Origin of the sequence: Citrobacter sp. RHB21-C05 (assembly GCF_013889015.1) — a bacterium.
Lineage (GTDB): Bacteria > Pseudomonadota > Gammaproteobacteria > Enterobacterales > Enterobacteriaceae > Citrobacter_A > Citrobacter_A sedlakii.
On record NZ_CP057611.1, the window covers coordinates 623,326 to 641,405 of the forward strand.

Below are 18,080 nucleotides of genomic sequence, written 5' to 3' on the forward strand. Positions count from 1 at the left end.
CCCTTACCCTCGGTTCCCGTATTTCTTTTTCCACAAGACCACCAGCGAACCGGCAAGGCCAAAGACCAGCAGGACGACCGGCAGCAGCATCAGGCAGGACATCAGTTGGTCTTCATATTTCAGAAAGACCGGTGTTTTGCCCAGCAGATAGCCCAACGTGGTCAGGATAAGCACCCACAGCAGGCCGCTCATCCAGTTGAAAAATTGAAAGCGCGCATTATTAAGGCCGGACAACCCTGCGATGGTGGGCAACAGGGTACGCACAAATGCAATAAAACGGCCAATAAGCAGTGCTGAAAGCCCATGCTTATGGAACAGATGGTGCGCGCGTTGATGATAGTGCGCGGGCAGATGCGAGAGCCAATTTTGCACGGTGCGGGTATTCCCCAGCCAGCGTCCCTGAATATAGCTCAGCCAGCAGCCCAGGCTGGCGGCGGTGGTGAGCAGCAAAATGGTTTGCGGATAGCCCATTGCGCCTTTCGCAATCAGCACGCCGACCAGAACCAGCAGACTGTCGCCGGGTAAAAAGGCGGCAGGCAGCAACCCGTTTTCCAGGAACAGAATCATAAATAAAACAAAATACAGCATGCCAATCATGGAAGGATTGGCCAGAGTTTCAAAATCCTGCGCCCACAGAGCGTGCAGTAATTGGGTCAAAAGTTCCATTCAGTATTCCTGGTGAATCGGTTAACGTCACGCCGGTTTCAGGAGTTTGCTATGCCGCATCATTTATCAACTTTTTTGTATGGTGTGCGAACGGCGCAAAGTCACGGCCTGAACTAATCCCTGTAAAGTGGTGAAGTAAGCAAGCACTAACAAACATAAATTCGATTTGCATCTAATTGTAACAAAGGTCAAGGGAGTCCGTTATAGAAATTACGCGTCCCTGAGGTCTGATTTTGCTTATCGTAGTGGAGTGAGGCGAGAGGATTTACACAGGCTGACACTTTATACCTTTCGCTTACTGTCAGGCGTGCAGACAGGCGCAGCGGCGCGCCTGTCGGAGAAAGAACGTTTATTTTGCCGCGTTGACGGCGGTATCAAGATGAACCACCGGATTTTCAGCAAAAAGATAACGGTCAGCGTTAAATTCGAAATCGTCGCTGGTTTCGTTAAACAGCATGATTTTGGTGTTTTCGAGATGCTGCCACATTGCCAGTTTGGCGGCGTTCGGATCTTTACGAATCAGCGCCTTAAGGATTTGATCGTGATCGTCGCACCAGTTGTCCACGGTGCGCGCATCAATGTGTTCGTGCAGTTTTTTCCAGTAGGGGTTATGGCTGCGCTGGGTCCACATTTTTTCGACAATCGCCGCCAACGCGGAGTTTTGCGTCGCTAATGCCACCTGAATGTGAAACTGCAGATCCCATTCGGAATCGCGAAAGCACTTTTCATTGCGCGCTTTCTCCTGGATCTCCATCAACTTCATGATGTCCTGCTTGGTCACCTGGGTCGCGGCAAATTCAGCAATATTGCTTTCAATCAGCTGACGCGCCTGTAGCAGTTCGAATGGTCCGTAATTGGCGAACTCCAGCGACTCGTCGGCCGCCTGATGATAGCGAGGCTGATTAGAAATGACGTGAATACCCGAACCTTTACGCACTTCCACAAAACCTTCCACTTCCAGCATGATAATGGCTTCACGAACCACGGTGCGGCTGACGTTCTTTTCATCGGCAATAAAACGCTCTGCGGGCAGTTTATCGCCCACCAGGTAAACGCCCTGCTCAATACGCTCTTTCAGGTCAGCGGCAAGTTGTTGATATAAACGACGGGGTTCAGTGATTTCCATATGCGCTCCAGGCATGATACGGCAGACTCTATTTGTTATACCACTTTCGCGAGTTTCGCTCCACTCACAGAGACGAAAAAGCCGCCCTGGAGCAGGCGGCTTAGGTCAGCCGGGCAGGTAAAGCGCTCCGGCACAGGCTCTGGATTGCAGGTTAGCTTTGCGTAGCCGGTTTATTCACCTGCGGACCGGCATCGACATCGCTGGCCGGTTTGTTTTGCAGAACGGTCCAGATGACCAACGCGCCCAGCAGGTCAAACACCGCCAACACAGCAAACAGCGGGCTAAAGCCGATGGTATCCGCCAGCGCGCCTACCACCAGGGCGAACAGGGTGCTCGCCAGCCAGGCGGACATCCCGGTCAGGCCATTCGCGGTGGCCACTTCGTTGCGGCCAAAGACGTCAGAGGAGAGGGTAATCAACGCGCCGGACAACGCCTGGTGAGCAAAACCCCCTACGCACAGCAGCATGATGGCAATGTACGGGCTGGTGAACAGGCCGATCATCCCCGGACCAATCATCAGTACCGCACCGAGGGTGACCACCATTTTACGCGACACGATCAGGTTTACGCCGAACCAGCGCTGGAACAGCGGCGGCAGATAGCCCCCGACGATACAGCCCAGGTCGGCAAACAGCATAGGCATCCAGGCGAACATGGCGATTTCTTTCAGGTTAAAGCCATACACCTTAAACATGAACAGCGGGATCCACGCGTTGAACGTACCCCATGCCGGTTCCGCCAGGAAGCGTGGCAGGGCGATCCCCCAGAACTGGCGGTTGCGCAGGATCTGCAGCAGCGACATTTTCTTTGCGCTGTTGGTCTGATGCTGAGCTTCCTGACCGTTAATAATGTAGTCACGCTCTTCGTCCGTCAGTTTTTTCTGGTCGCGCGGGTGTTTGTAGAAAATCAGCCATGCCATCGCCCAGATAAAGCTCAGGGCGCCGGAGATGATGAACGCCATCTGCCAGCTGTGCATCACAATCGCCCAGACGACCAGCGGCGGGGCAATCATCGCACCGATAGAGGAGCCAACGTTAAAATAACCCACCGCAATGGAGCGCTCTTTCGCCGGAAACCACTCAGAACTGGCTTTCAGGCCAGCCGGGATCATCGCGGCTTCGGCTGCGCCGACCGCGCCACGCGCCAGCGCCAGCCCGCCCCAGCTTCCCGCCAGTGCCGTTGCGCCACAGAAAACGGCCCACAATACGGCAAACATCGCGTAACCCACTTTGGTGCCGAGAACGTCAAGCACGTAACCGGCAACGGGTTGCATAACCGTGTAAGCAGCAGAGTAGGCTGCGATGATATAGGAATACTGTTGGGTGGAGATGTGTAACTCTTCCATCAGAGTCGGCGCAGCTGCCGCCACAGTGTTACGCGTCAGATACCCGAGCACGGTGCCAAGCGTCACCAGTGCGATCATGTACCAACGTAACCCTTTAATTTTACGCATGTAAAACCTCATCGTTTTGTTATTTCCGCCAGGAACGCGGCCATCATCCAGCGTAGGGCGGAGGATGTTCTTCTCACGAAGGGCGTAACCGAAAAAAGCCGGTACTCCCCGAACGTTGCCATTAAGTCGTTGTGCTCATTCGGTTTCCGTACCGGTCAATCCGATGATGAATTCATCGGTAATAATGCATTCCGTCAGCTTATGTATCGCGACGGCAGAAAGATAACTTGTCATACAACTTTAAAAGGTGAGAGCCATCACAAAAGTGCTATTCTTAGCAGGGTCATTATTTCTTTACAGGAAGGCCAGTCGTGGCGCGGCCTGGGACGGTTTTTACCTCCAGAAGGGTAACGTTTTTGTCAGGGTTTATTGATCTGGCTCACGAAAATATCTTCGGACAGTGGAAATTGGTGTGATAACTTTGTCAGCATCGCAACATAAGCAATCTGACGCACTCGATGAGAGGAAGACGATAATGACCCCGTTTATGACTGAAGATTTTCTGCTGGATACCGAATTTGCCCGCCGCCTGTATCATGATTACGCTAAAGAACAGCCGATCTTCGACTACCACTGCCATTTGCCGCCGCAGCAAATCGCCGAAGACTACCGTTTCACGAACCTGTATGACATCTGGCTGAAGGGCGACCACTACAAATGGCGCGCGATGCGAACCAACGGCGTGCCTGAGCGGCTGTGTACCGGCGACGCGTCCGATCGCGAGAAGTTCGACGCCTGGGCGGCAACCGTTCCGCATACCATCGGCAATCCGCTGTATCACTGGACTCACCTCGAACTGCGTCGCCCGTTTGGCATCACCGGTAAGCTGCTGTCACCGTCTACCGCTGATGAGATCTGGAATGAGTGCAACGACCTGCTGGCGCAGGATCGCTTCTCCGCGCGCGGGATCATGCAGCAAATGAACGTGAAAATGGTCGGCACTACCGACGATCCGATCGACTCGCTGGAGCACCATGCGAAGGTGGCGCAGGACAGCAGCTTCGCCATTAAAGTGCTGCCAAGCTGGCGTCCGGACAAAGCTTTCAACATTGAACAGGCGACCTTCAATGATTACATGGCGAAGCTGGGTGAAGTGTCCGATACCGACATCCGCCGCTTTAGCGATCTGCAAAGCGCGCTGACCAAACGTCTGGATCATTTCGCCGCCCACGGCTGTAAAGTCTCTGACCACGCGCTTGATGTGGTGCTGTTTGCGGAGGCGAATGAAGCCGAACTGGACGGCATCCTGGCGCGCCGTCTGGCGGGCGACGCCCTGAGCGAACACGAAGTGGCGCAATTCAAAACGGCGGTGCTGGTGTTCCTCGGCGCGGAATATGCCCGTCGCGGTTGGGTCCAGCAGTATCACATCGGCGCGCTGCGCAATAACAACCTTCGCCAGTTCAAACTACTGGGGCCGGACGTGGGCTTTGACTCCATCAATGACCGTCCGATGGCAGAAGAACTGTCTAAATTACTCAGCAAGCAGAACGAAGAAAACCTGCTGCCAAAAACCATTCTCTACTGCCTGAACCCGCGTGATAACGAAGTGCTGGGAACGATGATCGGTAACTTCCAGGGCGAAGGGATGCCGGGCAAAATGCAGTTCGGTTCCGGCTGGTGGTTTAACGATCAGAAAGACGGGATGGAACGTCAGATGACACAACTGGCGCAGTTGGGCCTGTTAAGCCGCTTCGTGGGCATGCTGACCGACAGCCGCAGCTTCCTGTCGTATACCCGTCATGAATACTTCCGCCGCATTCTGTGCCAGATGATCGGCCGCTGGGTGGACGCGGGCGAAGCCCCGGCAGACATTCAGCTGTTGGGCGAGATGGTAAGAAACATTTGCTTTAACAATGCGCGTGACTACTTCGCCATTGAGCTCAACTAAGGTTCGGGGTTGATATGCAATACATCAAGATCCATGCGCTGGATAACGTTGCGGTAGCGCTGGCCGATTTGGCGCAGGGCACGGAAGTGAACGTTGATAACCACACCGTAACGCTACGTCAGGCTATCGCACGTGGTCATAAATTTGCGTTGAGCAATATTACGCGTGATGAATACGTCATTAAGTACGGGCAGCCTATCGGCCATGCTCTGGCGGACATTGCGGCGGGTGAACACATTCATGCCCATAATACACGCACCAACCTGAGCGACCTGGATGCGTATCGCTATCAACCTGAGTTTCAGGATCTCCCGCCGCAGCCCGCGGATCGCGATGTGCAGATCTACCGTCGCGCCAGCGGGGACGTCGGCGTACGTAACGAGCTGTGGATCCTGCCGACCGTCGGCTGCGTCAACGGGATCGCCCGGCAGATCCAGAGCCGTTTCCTGAAAGAAACCCGCGACGCCGAAGGCACCGACGGCGTTTTCCTGTTCAGTCATACCTACGGCTGTTCCCAACTGGGCGACGATCACATCAACACCCGCACTATGCTGCAAAACATGGTGCGCCACCCGAACGCCGGGGCGGTACTGGTGATTGGCCTCGGCTGTGAAAACAACCAGGTCGATGCGTTTCGCGAAACGCTGGGCGAGTTCGATCCTGAACGCGTGCATTTTATGATCTGCCAGCATCAGGACGATGAAGTGGAAGCGGGGATTGCGCATCTGCATCAGCTTTACGAAGCGATGCGCCACGATAAGCGCGAACCGGGTAAACTGAGCGAACTGAAGTTTGGTCTGGAGTGCGGTGGTTCTGACGGGCTTTCCGGTATTACCGCGAATCCGATGTTAGGACGTTTTTCTGACTATATGATTGCCAATGGCGGCACGACGGTGCTGACCGAAGTGCCGGAGATGTTCGGCGCGGAGCAACTGCTGATGAGCCACTGCCGCGACGAAGAAACCTTCCACAAGCTGGTGACGATGGTCAACGACTTTAAGCAGTATTTTATGGCCCATAACCAGCCCATCTACGAAAACCCCTCGCCGGGCAACAAAGCCGGGGGCATTACCACGCTGGAAGATAAATCGCTGGGCTGTACCCAGAAAGCAGGATCCAGTCAGGTGGTGGACGTGCTGCGTTACGGCGAGCGTCTGAAAACGCACGGGCTGAACCTGCTGAGCGCACCGGGTAATGATGCAGTGGCTACCAGCGCACTGGCCGGGGCGGGGTGTCATATGGTGCTGTTCAGTACCGGACGCGGCACGCCCTATGGCGGTTTTGTGCCGACAGTGAAAATCGCCACCAACAGCGAACTTGCAGCGAAGAAAAAGCACTGGATCGACTTCGACGCGGGTCAGCTCATTCACGGTAAAGCGATGCCGCAGTTGCTGGATGAATTTATCGACACCATTGTTGAGTTCGCCAACGGCAAGCAGACCTGCAATGAACGTAATGATTTCAGAGAGTTGGCGATTTTTAAAAGCGGCGTTACCCTCTAATTACCCTTCGTTTTGAGTCAGGTTGTAAAAACAGGCCGGATACGCGCAGCGCTATCCGGCCTGGGGATGTCACATTAGCTACGCAGTGCGTTGTTGGCCAGACGCTCATCTTCCGCCTGGCAAGCCGCCGCGGTAAACAGTACGTCGGTAGAGGAGTTCAGCGCCGTTTCGCAGGAGTCCTGCAGTACGCCGATGATGAAGCCAACCGCCACAACCTGCATGGCAATATCGTTCGGAATGCCGAACATGTTACAGGCCAGCGGGATAAGCAGCAGTGAACCGCCCGCCACCCCGGATGCGCCACAGGCGCACAGAGAAGCCACCACGCTCAGCAGCAACGCCGTCGGCAGATCCACCGGCACGCCCAGCGTATGTACCGCCGCCAGTGTCAGTACGGTGATGGTGATTGCCGCACCCGCCATATTGATGGTCGCGCCCAGTGGAATTGACACCGAATAGGTATCACGGTCCAGATTCAGCTTTTCACACAGCGCCATGTTTACCGGAATATTGGCCGCGGAACTGCGGGTGAAGAAGGCGTAAACGCCACTTTCACGCAGGCAGGCGAACACCAGCGGATACGGGTTGCGCCGAATTTTCCAGAACACCAACAGCGGGTTGATCACCAGCGCCACCAGCAGCATACAGCCAATCAACACCACTAACAGCTGAGCGTAGCCCCACAGCGTAGAGAAACCGGTGGTGGCCAGCGTAGACGACACCAGGCCAAAAATACCAATCGGCGCAAAACGGATGACCAGCTTCACCATAAAGGTGACGGCATTGGACATATCGTTCACCAGGTTTTTGGTGGTCTCATTACCGTGACGCAGGGCAAAGCCCAGACCGACAGCCCACACCAGAATACCGATATAGTTGGCGTTCAGTAGCGCATCGACAGGGTTAGAGACCATGCTCATCAGCAGGCCGCGCAGGACTTCGACAATGCCGGACGGCGGCACAACGTCATTGGCGCTACTACTTAAATGCAGCGTGGACGGAAAGGCGAAGCTGAACACGACCGCAGCCAGCGCTGCAGAAAAGGTGCCCAGCAGATAGAGGAACAGAATCGGACGGATATTGGTTTTTTGCCCGTGTTGATGGTTGGCGATAGACGCCATGACCAGCATCAGAACCAGGACAGGTGCGACGGCCTTTAACGCGCCGACGAAAAGTGTACCCAGTAACCCTACAGCTTCTGCTGCGGGCTTAGAAATCCATGCCAGTAGAATCCCCAGAACGAGGCCCACTAAAATTTGTTTTACCAGACTCCCTTGCGCCAGGCGCTGGAACAACCCCGGTGTACGTTGCGTAGTCATTTCTCGATCCTTACAGTGTGATGTTGCTCATCCGCTGTGCGCTCTGATGGCGCATCTTTCTGGATGTAACAAAGTGTTTGCATGGTCGAGTATAAGGAAAGATAAAGCTTCGGGAAGCGAAATATGCTGGAATTTTCGCTGTGATCATATTTTATAACTTATCATTAACACAATTGTGACATGATAAACAAAAAGCGATCGCGCCGGGCGGAGGAAAACCGCCACCCGGCATAACAGATTTAAGCCTGCTGCTGCTTATCACGCTGGTGGTTCACCCAGGCATTGATCAGTAGCGTAACAACCAGAATACCAAACACCACACCCAGCGAAATGGCGATCGGGATATGGTAGAAGTCGACGATCAGCATCTTAATGCCGATAAACACCAGTATTACCGCCAGTCCGTATTTGAGCATTGAGAAGCGCTCAGCCACCCCCGCCAACAGGAAGTACATCGCACGCAGACCGAGGATCGCAAACAGGTTCGACGTCAGTACGATGAACGGGTCGGTCGTCACAGCGAAGATCGCCGGGATACTGTCGACCGCGAAAATGACGTCGCTCAGCTCCACGAGGATCAGCACCAGCATCAGCGGCGTCACGTACAGCAGACCATTTTTACGCACAAAGAAATGCTCGTTCTCAATGGTATCGGTCATCCGCAGATGTCCGCGCAGCCAGCGCACCAGCGGCTTGTCGCCAATGCCGGATTCGTCCTCTTTCGCCAGCGCCATCTTCACGCCGGTAAACAGCAGGAACGCGCCGAACACATACAGCATCCATTCGAACTGGGTTATCAACCAGGTCCCTGCAAAAATCATAATCGTACGCAGTACGATCGCGCCCAGCACGCCGTAGACCAGCACCCGACGCTGCAGCGCAGGGGGGACCGAGAAGTAGCTGAACAGCATCAGCCAGACGAAGACGTTATCGACGGCCAGTGATTTTTCAATCAGATAACCGGTGAGGAAGGCGAGCGCCTGTGGGTCTGCGACCGCGCGTCCTTCAGTTTGAACCAGATACCACCAGAATGCGGCATTAAACAATAACGAGAGGGTAACCCAGACGAGGGACCAGGCTGCCGCTTGCTTCATGGTCATCGTGTGTACGCCACGACGCCCCTGAAGCAAGAGGTCGATAGCCAGCATAATCACCACAACGACAGCGAATCCGCCCCATAACAACGGTGTGCCGACAGTATTCATAGACATTCCTTACACATAAAAAAAACGGCCAACGTCGGAAGACGTCAGCCGCTGCTTTTTATATGCATAGACCTCGCCTTCCGGCAAGGTCTCACTTACAACAAAACAGGAATACGTTGTCGCATTCCTGTTTGGTTGCCCGGTGACCGGATGTGGTTTTTCACACATCGTAATGACGATCAACCGACAATGAAGTTACTCCCCTTTGCAGGTTACAAAATATGACAGGCCACGCATTTCGTCAATGGCCTGTAACATCTGTTTTACAATGTTTTACGCAGGGGTCGCGTGGCTGACGTCATCCGCCGGGAAAATCACGCCGGTCTGGCAGCGAATTTCCGTAAGCAGTTTGGCGGTCACGCGACTGACCGACAGCCCGGGATGGTTCACTTCATTGGTTTCTACCAGTGCTGCAAAAACCTCTGCCTCATACAGCATAGTATTGATGTGCTGAGGTTGGGTGAGGTCCTGCGATTTCCCGCCGCGCGGCACGAAGCACACTTTCTGGCATTCGGATATCTTTTCGACAACCAGTGCGCCCGCTTCACCCTGAATTTCACTGTCGATAACGGAATCACTGACTTTCGAATGCTGCAACGTTACGCTGAAATCGCCGTAATCCATCACCACCACGCCGTGCGCATCGACGCCGCTGTCCAGCAGGCTGGCTGTCGCCTGCACGCCGTGCGGTTCGCCCCACAGCGCTACCGCTGACGCCAGGCAATAAAAGCCGATGTCCATGATGGAGCCGTTAGAAAAGGCGGGATTAAAGGTGTTTGGGTTTTCGCCATCCAGATAACGTTGATAGCGCGAGGAGTACTGGCAGTAGTTAAGAAACGCTTTACGCATTTTGCCCACTTTCGGCAACGATTGCTGGAGCAGCAGGAAATTCGGCAGGCTGGCGGTTTTGAACGCCTCGTACAGCACCACCTGATTTTCCCGCGCGCAGGCAATTGCGGCTTCCGCTTCCGCCAGGTTCGACGCCAGCGGTTTTTCGCAAATCACATGTTTCTTATGCCTCAGAAAAAGCTGTGTTTGCGGGAAGTGCAGCGAGTTCGGGCTGGCAATATACACAGCGTCAATGGCATCGCTCTGCGCCATCGCGTCCAGCGAGGTAAAAAGATGCTCGACGAGGTAATCATTGGCGAAGGTTTGCGCCTGCTCGAGGCTGCGGGAATAAACGGCGGTGAGCTTATATTTGCCGGTCTCATGGGCGGCATCGACAAACTGGCGGGTGATCCAGTTCGTGCCAATCACTGCGAAACGTATCATAAACGCGTTCTGGCTCCATAAAAGGTATCTGCCGACAATGTAGCATGCCCACGTGTCAAAGCCAGTGCGCTACCGCGCAGTTTCCCTGATTGAAAGCGCCGTCAGCCAAAGCCGGGTATCGAATTCCAACTGGTGATAGTGCGGCTCCATATGACAGCAGAGCTGGTAAAACGCCTTGCTGTGCTCTTTTTCTTTAAGATGCGCCAGTTCGTGCACCACGATCATGCGCAAAAACGGCTCCGGCGCATGGCGAAACACGGTGGCGACCCGGATTTCCGCTTTCGCTTTCAGTTTACCGCCCTGCACCCGCGACACGGCGGTATGCAGCCCCAGCGCGTTTTTCAGCACATGGATCTTATTGTCATACATTACTTTGTTGATCGGCGGGGCGCTGCGCAGGAACTGGCTTTTCAGATCCTGGGTATACTGCCAGAGCGCCTTATCGGTGGCGAAGTCATGCGTGCCGGGATAACGCTTTTCCAGCACAGCCCCCAGTCGTTGTTCGGCAATCAGCGTGCGCACCTGAGAAAGCAAATGTTCAGGGTAACCCTGGAGATAAGGCAGTTGGTTCATTACGGTCCACGCCATTGAATGAAAATGTTGTATACTCACGCACCCTTTTCAGGGACAAGCCGAAATTTTACCATTCAGGAGGGCCGATGAGCCACACAGACAACGGTTTCCGTTCACTGACATTAAAACGTTTTCCCCAGACGGATGACGTTAACCCACTGCTGGCGTGGGAAGCGGCGGACGAGTATCTGCTGCAACAGTTGGACGATACGGAAATTCGCGGCCCGGTGCTGATCCTGAATGACGCCTTTGGCGCGCTGAGTTGTGCGCTGGCGGCGCACACGCCGTACAGCATTGGCGACTCATATCTGAGCGAGCTGGCGACGCGGGAAAACCTGCGCCATAACGATATCAGCGAAGCCAGCGTTACGTTTCTCGACAGCACCGCGGCGTATCCGCAGGCGCCGGGCGTGGTGCTGATCAAAGTACCGAAAACGCTGGCGCTGCTGGAGCAGCAGCTACGCGCGTTGCGTAAAGTCGTTACCCCACAAACGCGAATTATCGCTGGCGCAAAAGCCCGGGATATTCACACGTCCACGCTGGAACTGTTTGAAAAGGTGTTGGGACCGACCACCACCACGCTGGCATGGAAAAAAGCCCGTCTTATCAACTGCGCCTTCAGCGAACCTGCGCTGACCGACACCCCGGACACCCTGAGCTGGAAGCTGGACGGTACCGACTGGACCATCCATAACCATGCCAACGTTTTCTCGCGTACCGGGCTGGACATCGGCGCGCGCTTTTTTATGCAGCATCTGCCGGAAAACCTGGAAGGGGAGATTGTCGATCTCGGCTGCGGGAATGGGGTGATCGGCTTAACCTTGCTGGCGAAAAATCCGCAGGCGAGCGTGGTGTTTGTTGATGAGTCGCCGATGGCGGTGGCGTCCAGCCGCCTGAACGTAGAAACCAACCTGCCGGATGCGGTCGATCGCAGCGAGTTTATGATCAATAACGCCCTTTCTGGCGTCGAACCGTTTCGTTTTAACGCCATCTTCTGCAACCCGCCGTTCCACCAAAAGCATGCCCTGACCGATAACATCGCCTGGGAGATGTTTCATCACGCCCGCCGTTGCCTGAAGATCAACGGCGAACTGTATATTGTCGCCAACCGGCATCTCGACTATTTCCACAAGCTGAAGAAGATTTTCGGTAACTGCGCCACTGTCGCCACCAACAACAAATTCGTGGTGCTCAAAGCGGTGAAACTGGGACGTCGTCGTTAACGTATTGCCGGATGACGGCCAACGCCTTATCCGGGCCGCATCGGAATGCTATCCCGTCGGCCCGGTAAGCGTAGCGCCTTAAATCGTCAGCGCTAAACGGGTGCCCTGGGCGATGGCGCGGCGAGCGTCCAGTTCCATCGCCACATCGCAGCCGCCAATCAAATGCACCGTTTTACCGGCCGCGTACAGCGGTTCGGCCAGTTCACGCCGCGGCTCCTGCCCGGCACAGATAATGACGTTATCCACTTTCAGGATCTGCGGTTCGCCGCCGATCAGCAGATGCAGCCCGTCATCGTCGATCCGTTGATAACTCACCGCAGGGATCATTTTCACCCCACGCGCGAGCAGCGTGGCGCGATGGATCCAGCCGGTGGTTTTCCCCAGCCCGTCGCCGGGTTTACTGGCTTTACGCTGGAGCATCACGATCTGGCGCGGACTGCGCGGGAGATGCGGCCCTTCCGGACGTAATCCGCCGGCCTGTTTCAGGCTGGTGTCGATGCCCCATTCCACGCAAAAATTGGCAATGTTCTGGCTGGTCGGTTCGCCTGGCTGGCTTAAATACATCGCGGTATCAAAGCCGATACCGCCGCAGCCAACGATCGCAACCCGGTTGCCCACCGGCGCTTTATCACGCAGCACGTCGAGATAGGTTAATACTGAAGGATGATCGATGCCTTCAATTGGCGGTCTGCGCGGTTCGATCCCGCTGGCGAGGATCACCTCGTCAAAGGCCTGAAGGTCGTCCGCGCTGACAACGTGGTTCAGCTGCAGCGTAACGCCTGTAACGTCGATCATCCGCCGGTAATAGCGTAGCGTTTCGTAAAACTCCTCTTTGCCGGGGATCTGTTTGGCAATGTTAAACTGTCCGCCGATCTCGCCCAGGGCATCGAACAGCGTGACGTGATGACCGCGCGACGCCGCGTTGATGGCAAAGGCCAGCCCTGCCGGACCCGCACCGACTACCGCCAGGTTTTTTGCCTGCAGCGCAGGCAGAACCGGCATTTGGGTTTCGTGACACGCGCGTGGGTTGACCAGACACGAGGTGACTTTTCCGGCGAAGATTTGATCCAGACAGGCCTGATTGCAGCCGATGCAGGTGTTGATCTCATCCGCACGTCCCGACTGCGCTTTTGACAGGATCCCGGCATCGGCCAGAAATGGACGCGCCATCGATACCATGTCGGCATCGCCGCGCGCGAGGATCGCATCGGCGACCTGCGGATCGTTAATACGGTTGGTGGTCACCAACGGTACAGAGACATGCCCCTTCAGCTTGCGAGTCACCCAGCTGAAGGCGCCGCGCGGTACCGGCGTGGCGATGGTGGGAATACGCGCTTCGTGCCAGCCAATGCCGGTGTTGATGATTGTCGCGCCCGCGGCTTCAATGGCCTTTGCCAGCTGGACGGTCTCCTCAAAGGTGCTGCCATTTTCCACCAGATCCAGCATTGACAGACGATAGATAATAATAAAATCGTTGCCGACACGCTGGCGTACCGCGCGCACCACCTCCACCGCAAAACGCATGCGGTTGGCGTATTCTCCGCCCCACTGGTCGTCGCGCTGATTGGTGCGCAGGGCGAGAAATTCGTTAATCAGATAGCCTTCCGACCCCATCACCTCTACGCCGTCATAACCCGCTTCGCGCGCCAGCTGCGCGCAGTGCGCAAAGTCCTCAATCAATTGCAGTATCTCATCATGAGACAGCGCATGGGGCGTAAAACGGTTGATCGGCGCCTGAATCGCGGAGGGAGCGACCAGCTGCGGCTGATAGCTGTAGCGCCCGGTGTGCAAAATTTGCAGGGCTATTTTGCCGCCCTCATTGTGCACTGCGTCAGTGACTACGCGATGCTGCGGCAACTGACAGGCATCGTTAAGCGTCGCGCCGCCCTTCAGCGCCACCCCGGACAGGGAGGGCGCAATGCCGCCTGTCACAATCAGCGCAACGCCGTGCCGTGCGCGTTCGGCGTAAAAGGCCGCCAGGCGTTCAGCCCCCTCGGGGTGCTCTTCCAGCCCGGTATGCATCGATCCCATCAGCACGCGGTTTTTCAGCGTGGTAAAGCCAAGATCCAGCGGGGCAAACAGCGACGGGTAGCTCATAGCAGTATCCAGTATGTAAAATTATTGTTATGTGGTCGGATGAGTTACTAATTTAGCCGTCGCGCCGTAAAAGGGAAAAGGGGAATGCGATGATTGTGATGGGATTCAAAAAAGCGCCACCGCAGATAAAAAAAAGCCGGATAGCGCTTATCCGGCCTGGATTGGTTTCTTGCCCGTAAGCCGGGTGGCCATACCGCCCCCCGGCACTGTTGCGTTACACTTCTTCCACGCTTACCCGTAGCGCCGCCAGCGCTTTGCGCGCGGCTTTCAGTACCTGCTCGCACTGCTCGACGGACAGGGTGAGCGGTGGCTCAATGCGGATCGTTTTCGCGTTGTTGAGCGTGCCGGCAACCAGTACGCGCTGTCGGAACATCTCGCTGGCGAAGCTGTAGCCGATCTCATTGTCGACAAACTCGATCGCCATCAGCATCCCCTTGCCGCGCGCGTCATGCACCAGATCCGGATATTCACGGCTCAACTGGCGGAAACCGTCCAGCAGCATATCGCCTTTCTGCTCTGCCTGAGCGGGCAGGTTTTGCTCCAGCAACACGTTGATGGTTGCCAGCGCCGCTGCGCAGGAAAGCGGGTTTCCGCCAAAGGTGGTGGTGTGCAGGAACGGGTTGTCGAACAGTACCGAAAAGACCTCTTCGGTGGCAATCGTTGCGCCAATCGGCATCACGCCACCGCCCAGCGCCTTCGCCAGGCAGAGAATGTCAGGCTGCACGTTTTCATGTTCGCAAGCGAACATCTTGCCGGTGCGCCCCATGCCGGTTTGCACTTCATCCAGAATCAGCAGCGCGCCGAATTCGTCGCACAGTTTACGCACGGCGCTAAGATACCCCTGCGGCGGCAGGATCACGCCGCCTTCTCCCTGAATGGGTTCGAGGATCACCGCCGCCACGTCGTCGCCGGTCTTTTTGCACTCGCTAAGGACCGATCGCATCGCGCTGATATCGCCAAAAGGCACATGACGAAAGCCCGGCAGCAGGGGCATAAACGGTTTGCGGAAGGTCGATTTCGCCGTTGCGGACAAGGAACCTAATGACTTGCCGTGGAACGCGCCGCTGGTGGCGATAAAAGTGAACTTACCGCGCGGCGACTGGTACGCTTTGGCGAGCTTCAGCGCCGCTTCGACGGATTCAGTACCGCTGTTGGAGAAGAAGCTGTATTTCAGTTTGCCTGGCGCCAGGGCGGCGAGCGTTTTTGCCAGCATCGCCCGTAAAGGATCAAGCAGTTCCTGACTGTGCAGGGGTTGTTTCGCGAGTTGATTCTGTACGGCGGAAACCACGACTGGATTACGGTGCCCCACGTTAAAGATGCCGAACCCACCCAGACAGTCGATAAATTCCTGACCCTGGGTGTCGACAAGCGTATTCAGACTCCCCGCTTGCCACTCTACGGCTCCGTAATCCCCGCCGGCGGTAACAGATTTGCGATACTCTAAAAAACCTGGATTCACATGCTCTTTGAAGTAATCAATCACCTCTCGGTTTAGTGCTTTCATTTCCTCATGGTCAAGCGTTCGCTTTTCGATGAGATTCAGGGCGTGTGCGCTGCAGGCTAATGCCGACGCGCTGGAAGGTAACCTGTTCAAAATATGCTCCCGCGGCTCGCGTATCACATGATACCGATTTAAGTATTGCAGGGATTGCGCCATCCCAATGAGGCCGACGAAAATCGGGATAAACATGATGAAATAAGGAAAATGCGCAATATTTAATCTTATTTGTTAACAAAAAGTAGCATATTGAGCAGAATTTAATCAGTTCACAACGAGGAGAGATCCCGCTCGCTGCACAAAAAAGAGGCGGATTTTGCGCTATGGTGGTGCGGGTGGGCTCGCAGGTACGGATAGTTTCATCCCGAAAGTATTCAAAATCAACAAATTGGAATTCGTACAAATAATAAGGTTTAATCGCAAATTGCGATCTAAATCAAATTTAACAACTAAAGATAAATCCGTTAGCGCCGAAATAACATCTGACAAGAAGTTAACAACCAGATAACCTGCACAGGACGCTACTATGTCTTCTCATCTCTACGTTACCCAGCAAAATACACCGCTGGATGACGATACGACGCTCATGTCCACGACCGATCTGCACAGTTACATCACGCACGCTAACGATACTTTCATCACTGTTAGCGGCTACTCGCTCAATGAGCTGTTGGCGCAGCCGCACAACCTTGTACGTCATCCGGACATGCCAAAAGCTGCGTTTGCCGATATGTGGTACACCCTGAAACAGGGCGAGCCGTGGAGCGGCATTGTTAAAAACCGTTGTAAAAACGGCGATCACTATTGGGTTCGCGCCAACGCGGTGCCGATGGTTCGCGGAGGGCAGGTCACTGGCTACATGTCGATTCGTACCCGCGCAACGGAAGAAGAGATCGCCGCGGTGGAGCCTTTATACCAGGCGCTGAACGAAAACCGCTGCGCCCGACGCATTCACAAAGGGCTGGTGGTACGCAAAGGCTGGTTGGGAAAACTCCCTTCTCTGCCGCTGCGCTGGCGGGTACGCGGCGTGATGACGCTGTTGTTCGTGATGGTCGCGGCGGGCCTGTATGCCTCCGACGCGCCCGCGCTGGCGTATCTGATGAGTGCGCTGGCGCTGGGAGCCGGCACCGCGATCTTTGAAGGACAAATAGTTCGTCCGATCGAAAACGTGGCGAAGCAGGCGCTGAAAGTCGCGACCGGGGAGCGTAACAGCGTGATGCATCTTAATCGCAGTGACGAACTGGGACTGACGCTGCGCGCAGTTGGGCAACTTGGGCTGATGTGCCGCTGGCTCATCAACGATGTCTCAAGTCAGGTGTCGAGCGTACGTAACGGCAGCGAAACGCTGGCGAAAGGCAATGACGATCTGAATAAACACACCCGCCAGACGGTTGATAACGTGCAACAAACGGTTGCTACCATGAACCAGATGGCCGCTTCGGTTAAGCAGAACTCCGAAACCGCCTCCGCTGCCGACAAACTGTCGAGCGCCGCCAGCAGCGCAGCGACTCAGGGTGGCGAAGCCATGGATACGGTGATCAAAACGATGGATGACATCGCCAACAGCACCCAGCGGATAGGCACCATCACCACGCTGATAAACGACATCGCTTTCCAGACCAATATCCTCGCGCTTAACGCGGCGGTGGAGGCGGCGCGTGCGGGCGAGCAAGGAAAAGGGTTCGCCGTCGTGGCGGGAGAAGTACGCCATCTGGCCAGCCGCAGCGCCAGTGCGGCGAACGACATCCGTAAGTTAATTGACGCCAGCGCGGACAAAGTTCAATCCGGTTCGCAGCAGGTTCACGCCGCAGGACGCACCATTGATGACATTGTTTCGCAGGTGCAAAACGTCACCCAACTGATTGCGCAAATCAGTCATGCGACGTCGGAACAGGCCGACGGGCTGAGCAGCCTGACCCGCGCGGTGGATGAGCTTAACCACATCACCCAGAAAAATGCCGAGCTGGTTGAAGAAAGCGCGCAGGTATCCGCTATGGTCAAACACCGCGCCAGCCGTCTGGAAGATGCCGTGACGGTACTGCATTAATTTCCTCATTTCTTCACATCTCTGCCTCTTCTTTTTTCTGCCAACGCTTACCGTAATGGGTGAGCGTTTTGTGAATTTAATGTTAAATTTATATTAAATATTAACCCATAAGGGTGAGATAGCTATTTTTATCCTCGTTGTCGCCCGGCGGTTTTTCGCATTTCACGAAAGCATAAAAAAAGCTTATATAACGATCGGTCTACCGTTATTC

At 55.2% G+C, this 18,080-nt stretch carries 13 protein-coding genes; 4 read left to right on the plus strand and 9 right to left on the minus strand.

The window, feature by feature from the left end; all coding sequences use genetic code 11:
• Positions 1-3: 3 nt before the first annotated feature.
• The 3 genes from yqjA to exuT all read right to left on the minus strand — a co-directional run bounded on the left by yqjA (position 4) and on the right by exuT (position 3,245).
• Positions 4-666: a DedA family general envelope maintenance protein YqjA gene (gene yqjA / locus HVX72_RS03020; protein WP_042292913.1), complete on the minus strand. Its 663-nt coding sequence runs from the start codon at positions 664-666 to the stop codon at positions 4-6.
• A 349-nt stretch (positions 667-1,015) separates the two neighbouring features.
• Positions 1,016-1,792: a transcriptional regulator ExuR gene (gene exuR, locus HVX72_RS03025; protein ID WP_042292915.1), complete on the minus strand. Its 777-nt coding sequence runs from the start codon at positions 1,790-1,792 to the stop codon at positions 1,016-1,018.
• Between the two features lie 151 nt (positions 1,793-1,943).
• Positions 1,944-3,245 carry a hexuronate transporter ExuT gene (exuT, locus tag HVX72_RS03030; RefSeq protein WP_042292977.1) on the minus strand — a complete coding sequence of 434 codons (1,302 nt, stop codon included), beginning with the start codon at positions 3,243-3,245 and terminating at the stop codon, positions 1,944-1,946.
• Between the two features lie 475 nt (positions 3,246-3,720).
• Between exuT and uxaC the strand changes: the two genes are divergently transcribed.
• Positions 3,721-5,133, plus strand: coding sequence for a glucuronate isomerase (gene uxaC / locus HVX72_RS03035; protein WP_042292917.1), 1,413 nt, complete (start codon positions 3,721-3,723; stop codon positions 5,131-5,133).
• A gap of 14 nt (positions 5,134-5,147) precedes the next feature.
• A complete protein-coding gene (locus tag HVX72_RS03040; protein WP_181822509.1) occupies positions 5,148-6,635 on the plus strand; it encodes an altronate dehydratase family protein in 1,488 nt (495 codons plus the stop codon).
• Positions 6,636-6,709: 74 nt separating this feature from the next.
• On the opposite strand, the gene sstT is transcribed toward HVX72_RS03040, so the two are convergent.
• The 4 genes from sstT to HVX72_RS03060 form a co-directional block, all read right to left on the minus strand.
• The gene (gene sstT, locus HVX72_RS03045; protein ID WP_042292921.1) at positions 6,710-7,954 is read right to left on the minus strand and encodes a serine/threonine transporter SstT; all 1,245 of its coding nucleotides are present in this window, start codon (positions 7,952-7,954) and stop codon (positions 6,710-6,712) included.
• Between the two features lie 239 nt (positions 7,955-8,193).
• Positions 8,194-9,159: a TerC family protein gene (locus tag HVX72_RS03050; protein WP_042292924.1), complete on the minus strand. Its 966-nt coding sequence runs from the start codon at positions 9,157-9,159 to the stop codon at positions 8,194-8,196.
• Positions 9,160-9,432: 273 nt separating this feature from the next.
• Positions 9,433-10,431 (minus strand): Gfo/Idh/MocA family oxidoreductase, encoded by a 999-nt coding sequence (locus HVX72_RS03055; protein ID WP_181822510.1) that lies wholly within the window; start codon positions 10,429-10,431, stop codon positions 9,433-9,435.
• 69 nt (positions 10,432-10,500) lie between these two features.
• Positions 10,501-11,004, minus strand: a complete 504-nt coding sequence (locus HVX72_RS03060; protein WP_042292980.1) for a M48 family metallopeptidase — start codon at positions 11,002-11,004, stop codon at positions 10,501-10,503.
• An 86-nt stretch (positions 11,005-11,090) separates the two neighbouring features.
• On the opposite strand from HVX72_RS03060, the gene rlmG reads away from it, so the two are divergent.
• Positions 11,091-12,227, plus strand: a complete 1,137-nt coding sequence (gene rlmG / locus HVX72_RS03065) for a 23S rRNA (guanine(1835)-N(2))-methyltransferase RlmG (RefSeq protein WP_042292930.1) — start codon at positions 11,091-11,093, stop codon at positions 12,225-12,227.
• A 78-nt stretch (positions 12,228-12,305) separates the two neighbouring features.
• Here the strand turns inward: rlmG and HVX72_RS03070 are convergent, their stop codons facing one another.
• Together HVX72_RS03070 and ygjG are read right to left on the minus strand one after the other, a co-directional pair.
• Positions 12,306-14,324: an NADPH-dependent 2,4-dienoyl-CoA reductase gene (locus HVX72_RS03070; protein WP_181822511.1), complete on the minus strand. Its 2,019-nt coding sequence runs from the start codon at positions 14,322-14,324 to the stop codon at positions 12,306-12,308.
• A gap of 214 nt (positions 14,325-14,538) precedes the next feature.
• The gene (ygjG, locus tag HVX72_RS03075) at positions 14,539-15,918 is read right to left on the minus strand and encodes a putrescine aminotransferase (protein ID WP_167333872.1); all 1,380 of its coding nucleotides are present in this window, start codon (positions 15,916-15,918) and stop codon (positions 14,539-14,541) included.
• A gap of 430 nt (positions 15,919-16,348) precedes the next feature.
• On the opposite strand from ygjG, the gene HVX72_RS03080 reads away from it, so the two are divergent.
• Positions 16,349-17,869, plus strand: a complete 1,521-nt coding sequence (locus tag HVX72_RS03080; protein ID WP_181822512.1) for a PAS domain-containing methyl-accepting chemotaxis protein — start codon at positions 16,349-16,351, stop codon at positions 17,867-17,869.
• Positions 17,870-18,080: the final 211 nt, after the last annotated feature.

Excerpts from the sequence above, each read along its gene's own strand:
- yqjA (WP_042292913.1), bottom strand. The coding sequence starts at position 666 with ATGGAACTTTTGACCCAATTACTGCACGCTCTGTGGGCGCAGGATTTT.
- uxaC (WP_042292917.1), top strand. The coding sequence starts at position 3,721 with ATGACCCCGTTTATGACTGAAGATTTTCTGCTGGATACCGAATTTGCC.
- HVX72_RS03070 (WP_181822511.1), bottom strand. The coding sequence starts at position 14,324 with ATGAGCTACCCGTCGCTGTTTGCCCCGCTGGATCTTGGCTTTACCACG.
- HVX72_RS03050 (WP_042292924.1), bottom strand. The coding sequence starts at position 9,159 with ATGAATACTGTCGGCACACCGTTGTTATGGGGCGGATTCGCTGTCGTT.
- HVX72_RS03040 (WP_181822509.1), top strand. The coding sequence starts at position 5,148 with ATGCAATACATCAAGATCCATGCGCTGGATAACGTTGCGGTAGCGCTG.
- exuT (WP_042292977.1), bottom strand. The coding sequence starts at position 3,245 with ATGCGTAAAATTAAAGGGTTACGTTGGTACATGATCGCACTGGTGACG.
- rlmG (WP_042292930.1), top strand. The coding sequence starts at position 11,091 with ATGAGCCACACAGACAACGGTTTCCGTTCACTGACATTAAAACGTTTT.
- sstT (WP_042292921.1), bottom strand. The coding sequence starts at position 7,954 with ATGACTACGCAACGTACACCGGGGTTGTTCCAGCGCCTGGCGCAAGGG.
- HVX72_RS03060 (WP_042292980.1), bottom strand. The coding sequence starts at position 11,004 with ATGAACCAACTGCCTTATCTCCAGGGTTACCCTGAACATTTGCTTTCT.
- HVX72_RS03055 (WP_181822510.1), bottom strand. The coding sequence starts at position 10,431 with ATGATACGTTTCGCAGTGATTGGCACGAACTGGATCACCCGCCAGTTT.
- HVX72_RS03080 (WP_181822512.1), top strand. The coding sequence starts at position 16,349 with ATGTCTTCTCATCTCTACGTTACCCAGCAAAATACACCGCTGGATGAC.
- exuR (WP_042292915.1), bottom strand. The coding sequence starts at position 1,792 with ATGGAAATCACTGAACCCCGTCGTTTATATCAACAACTTGCCGCTGAC.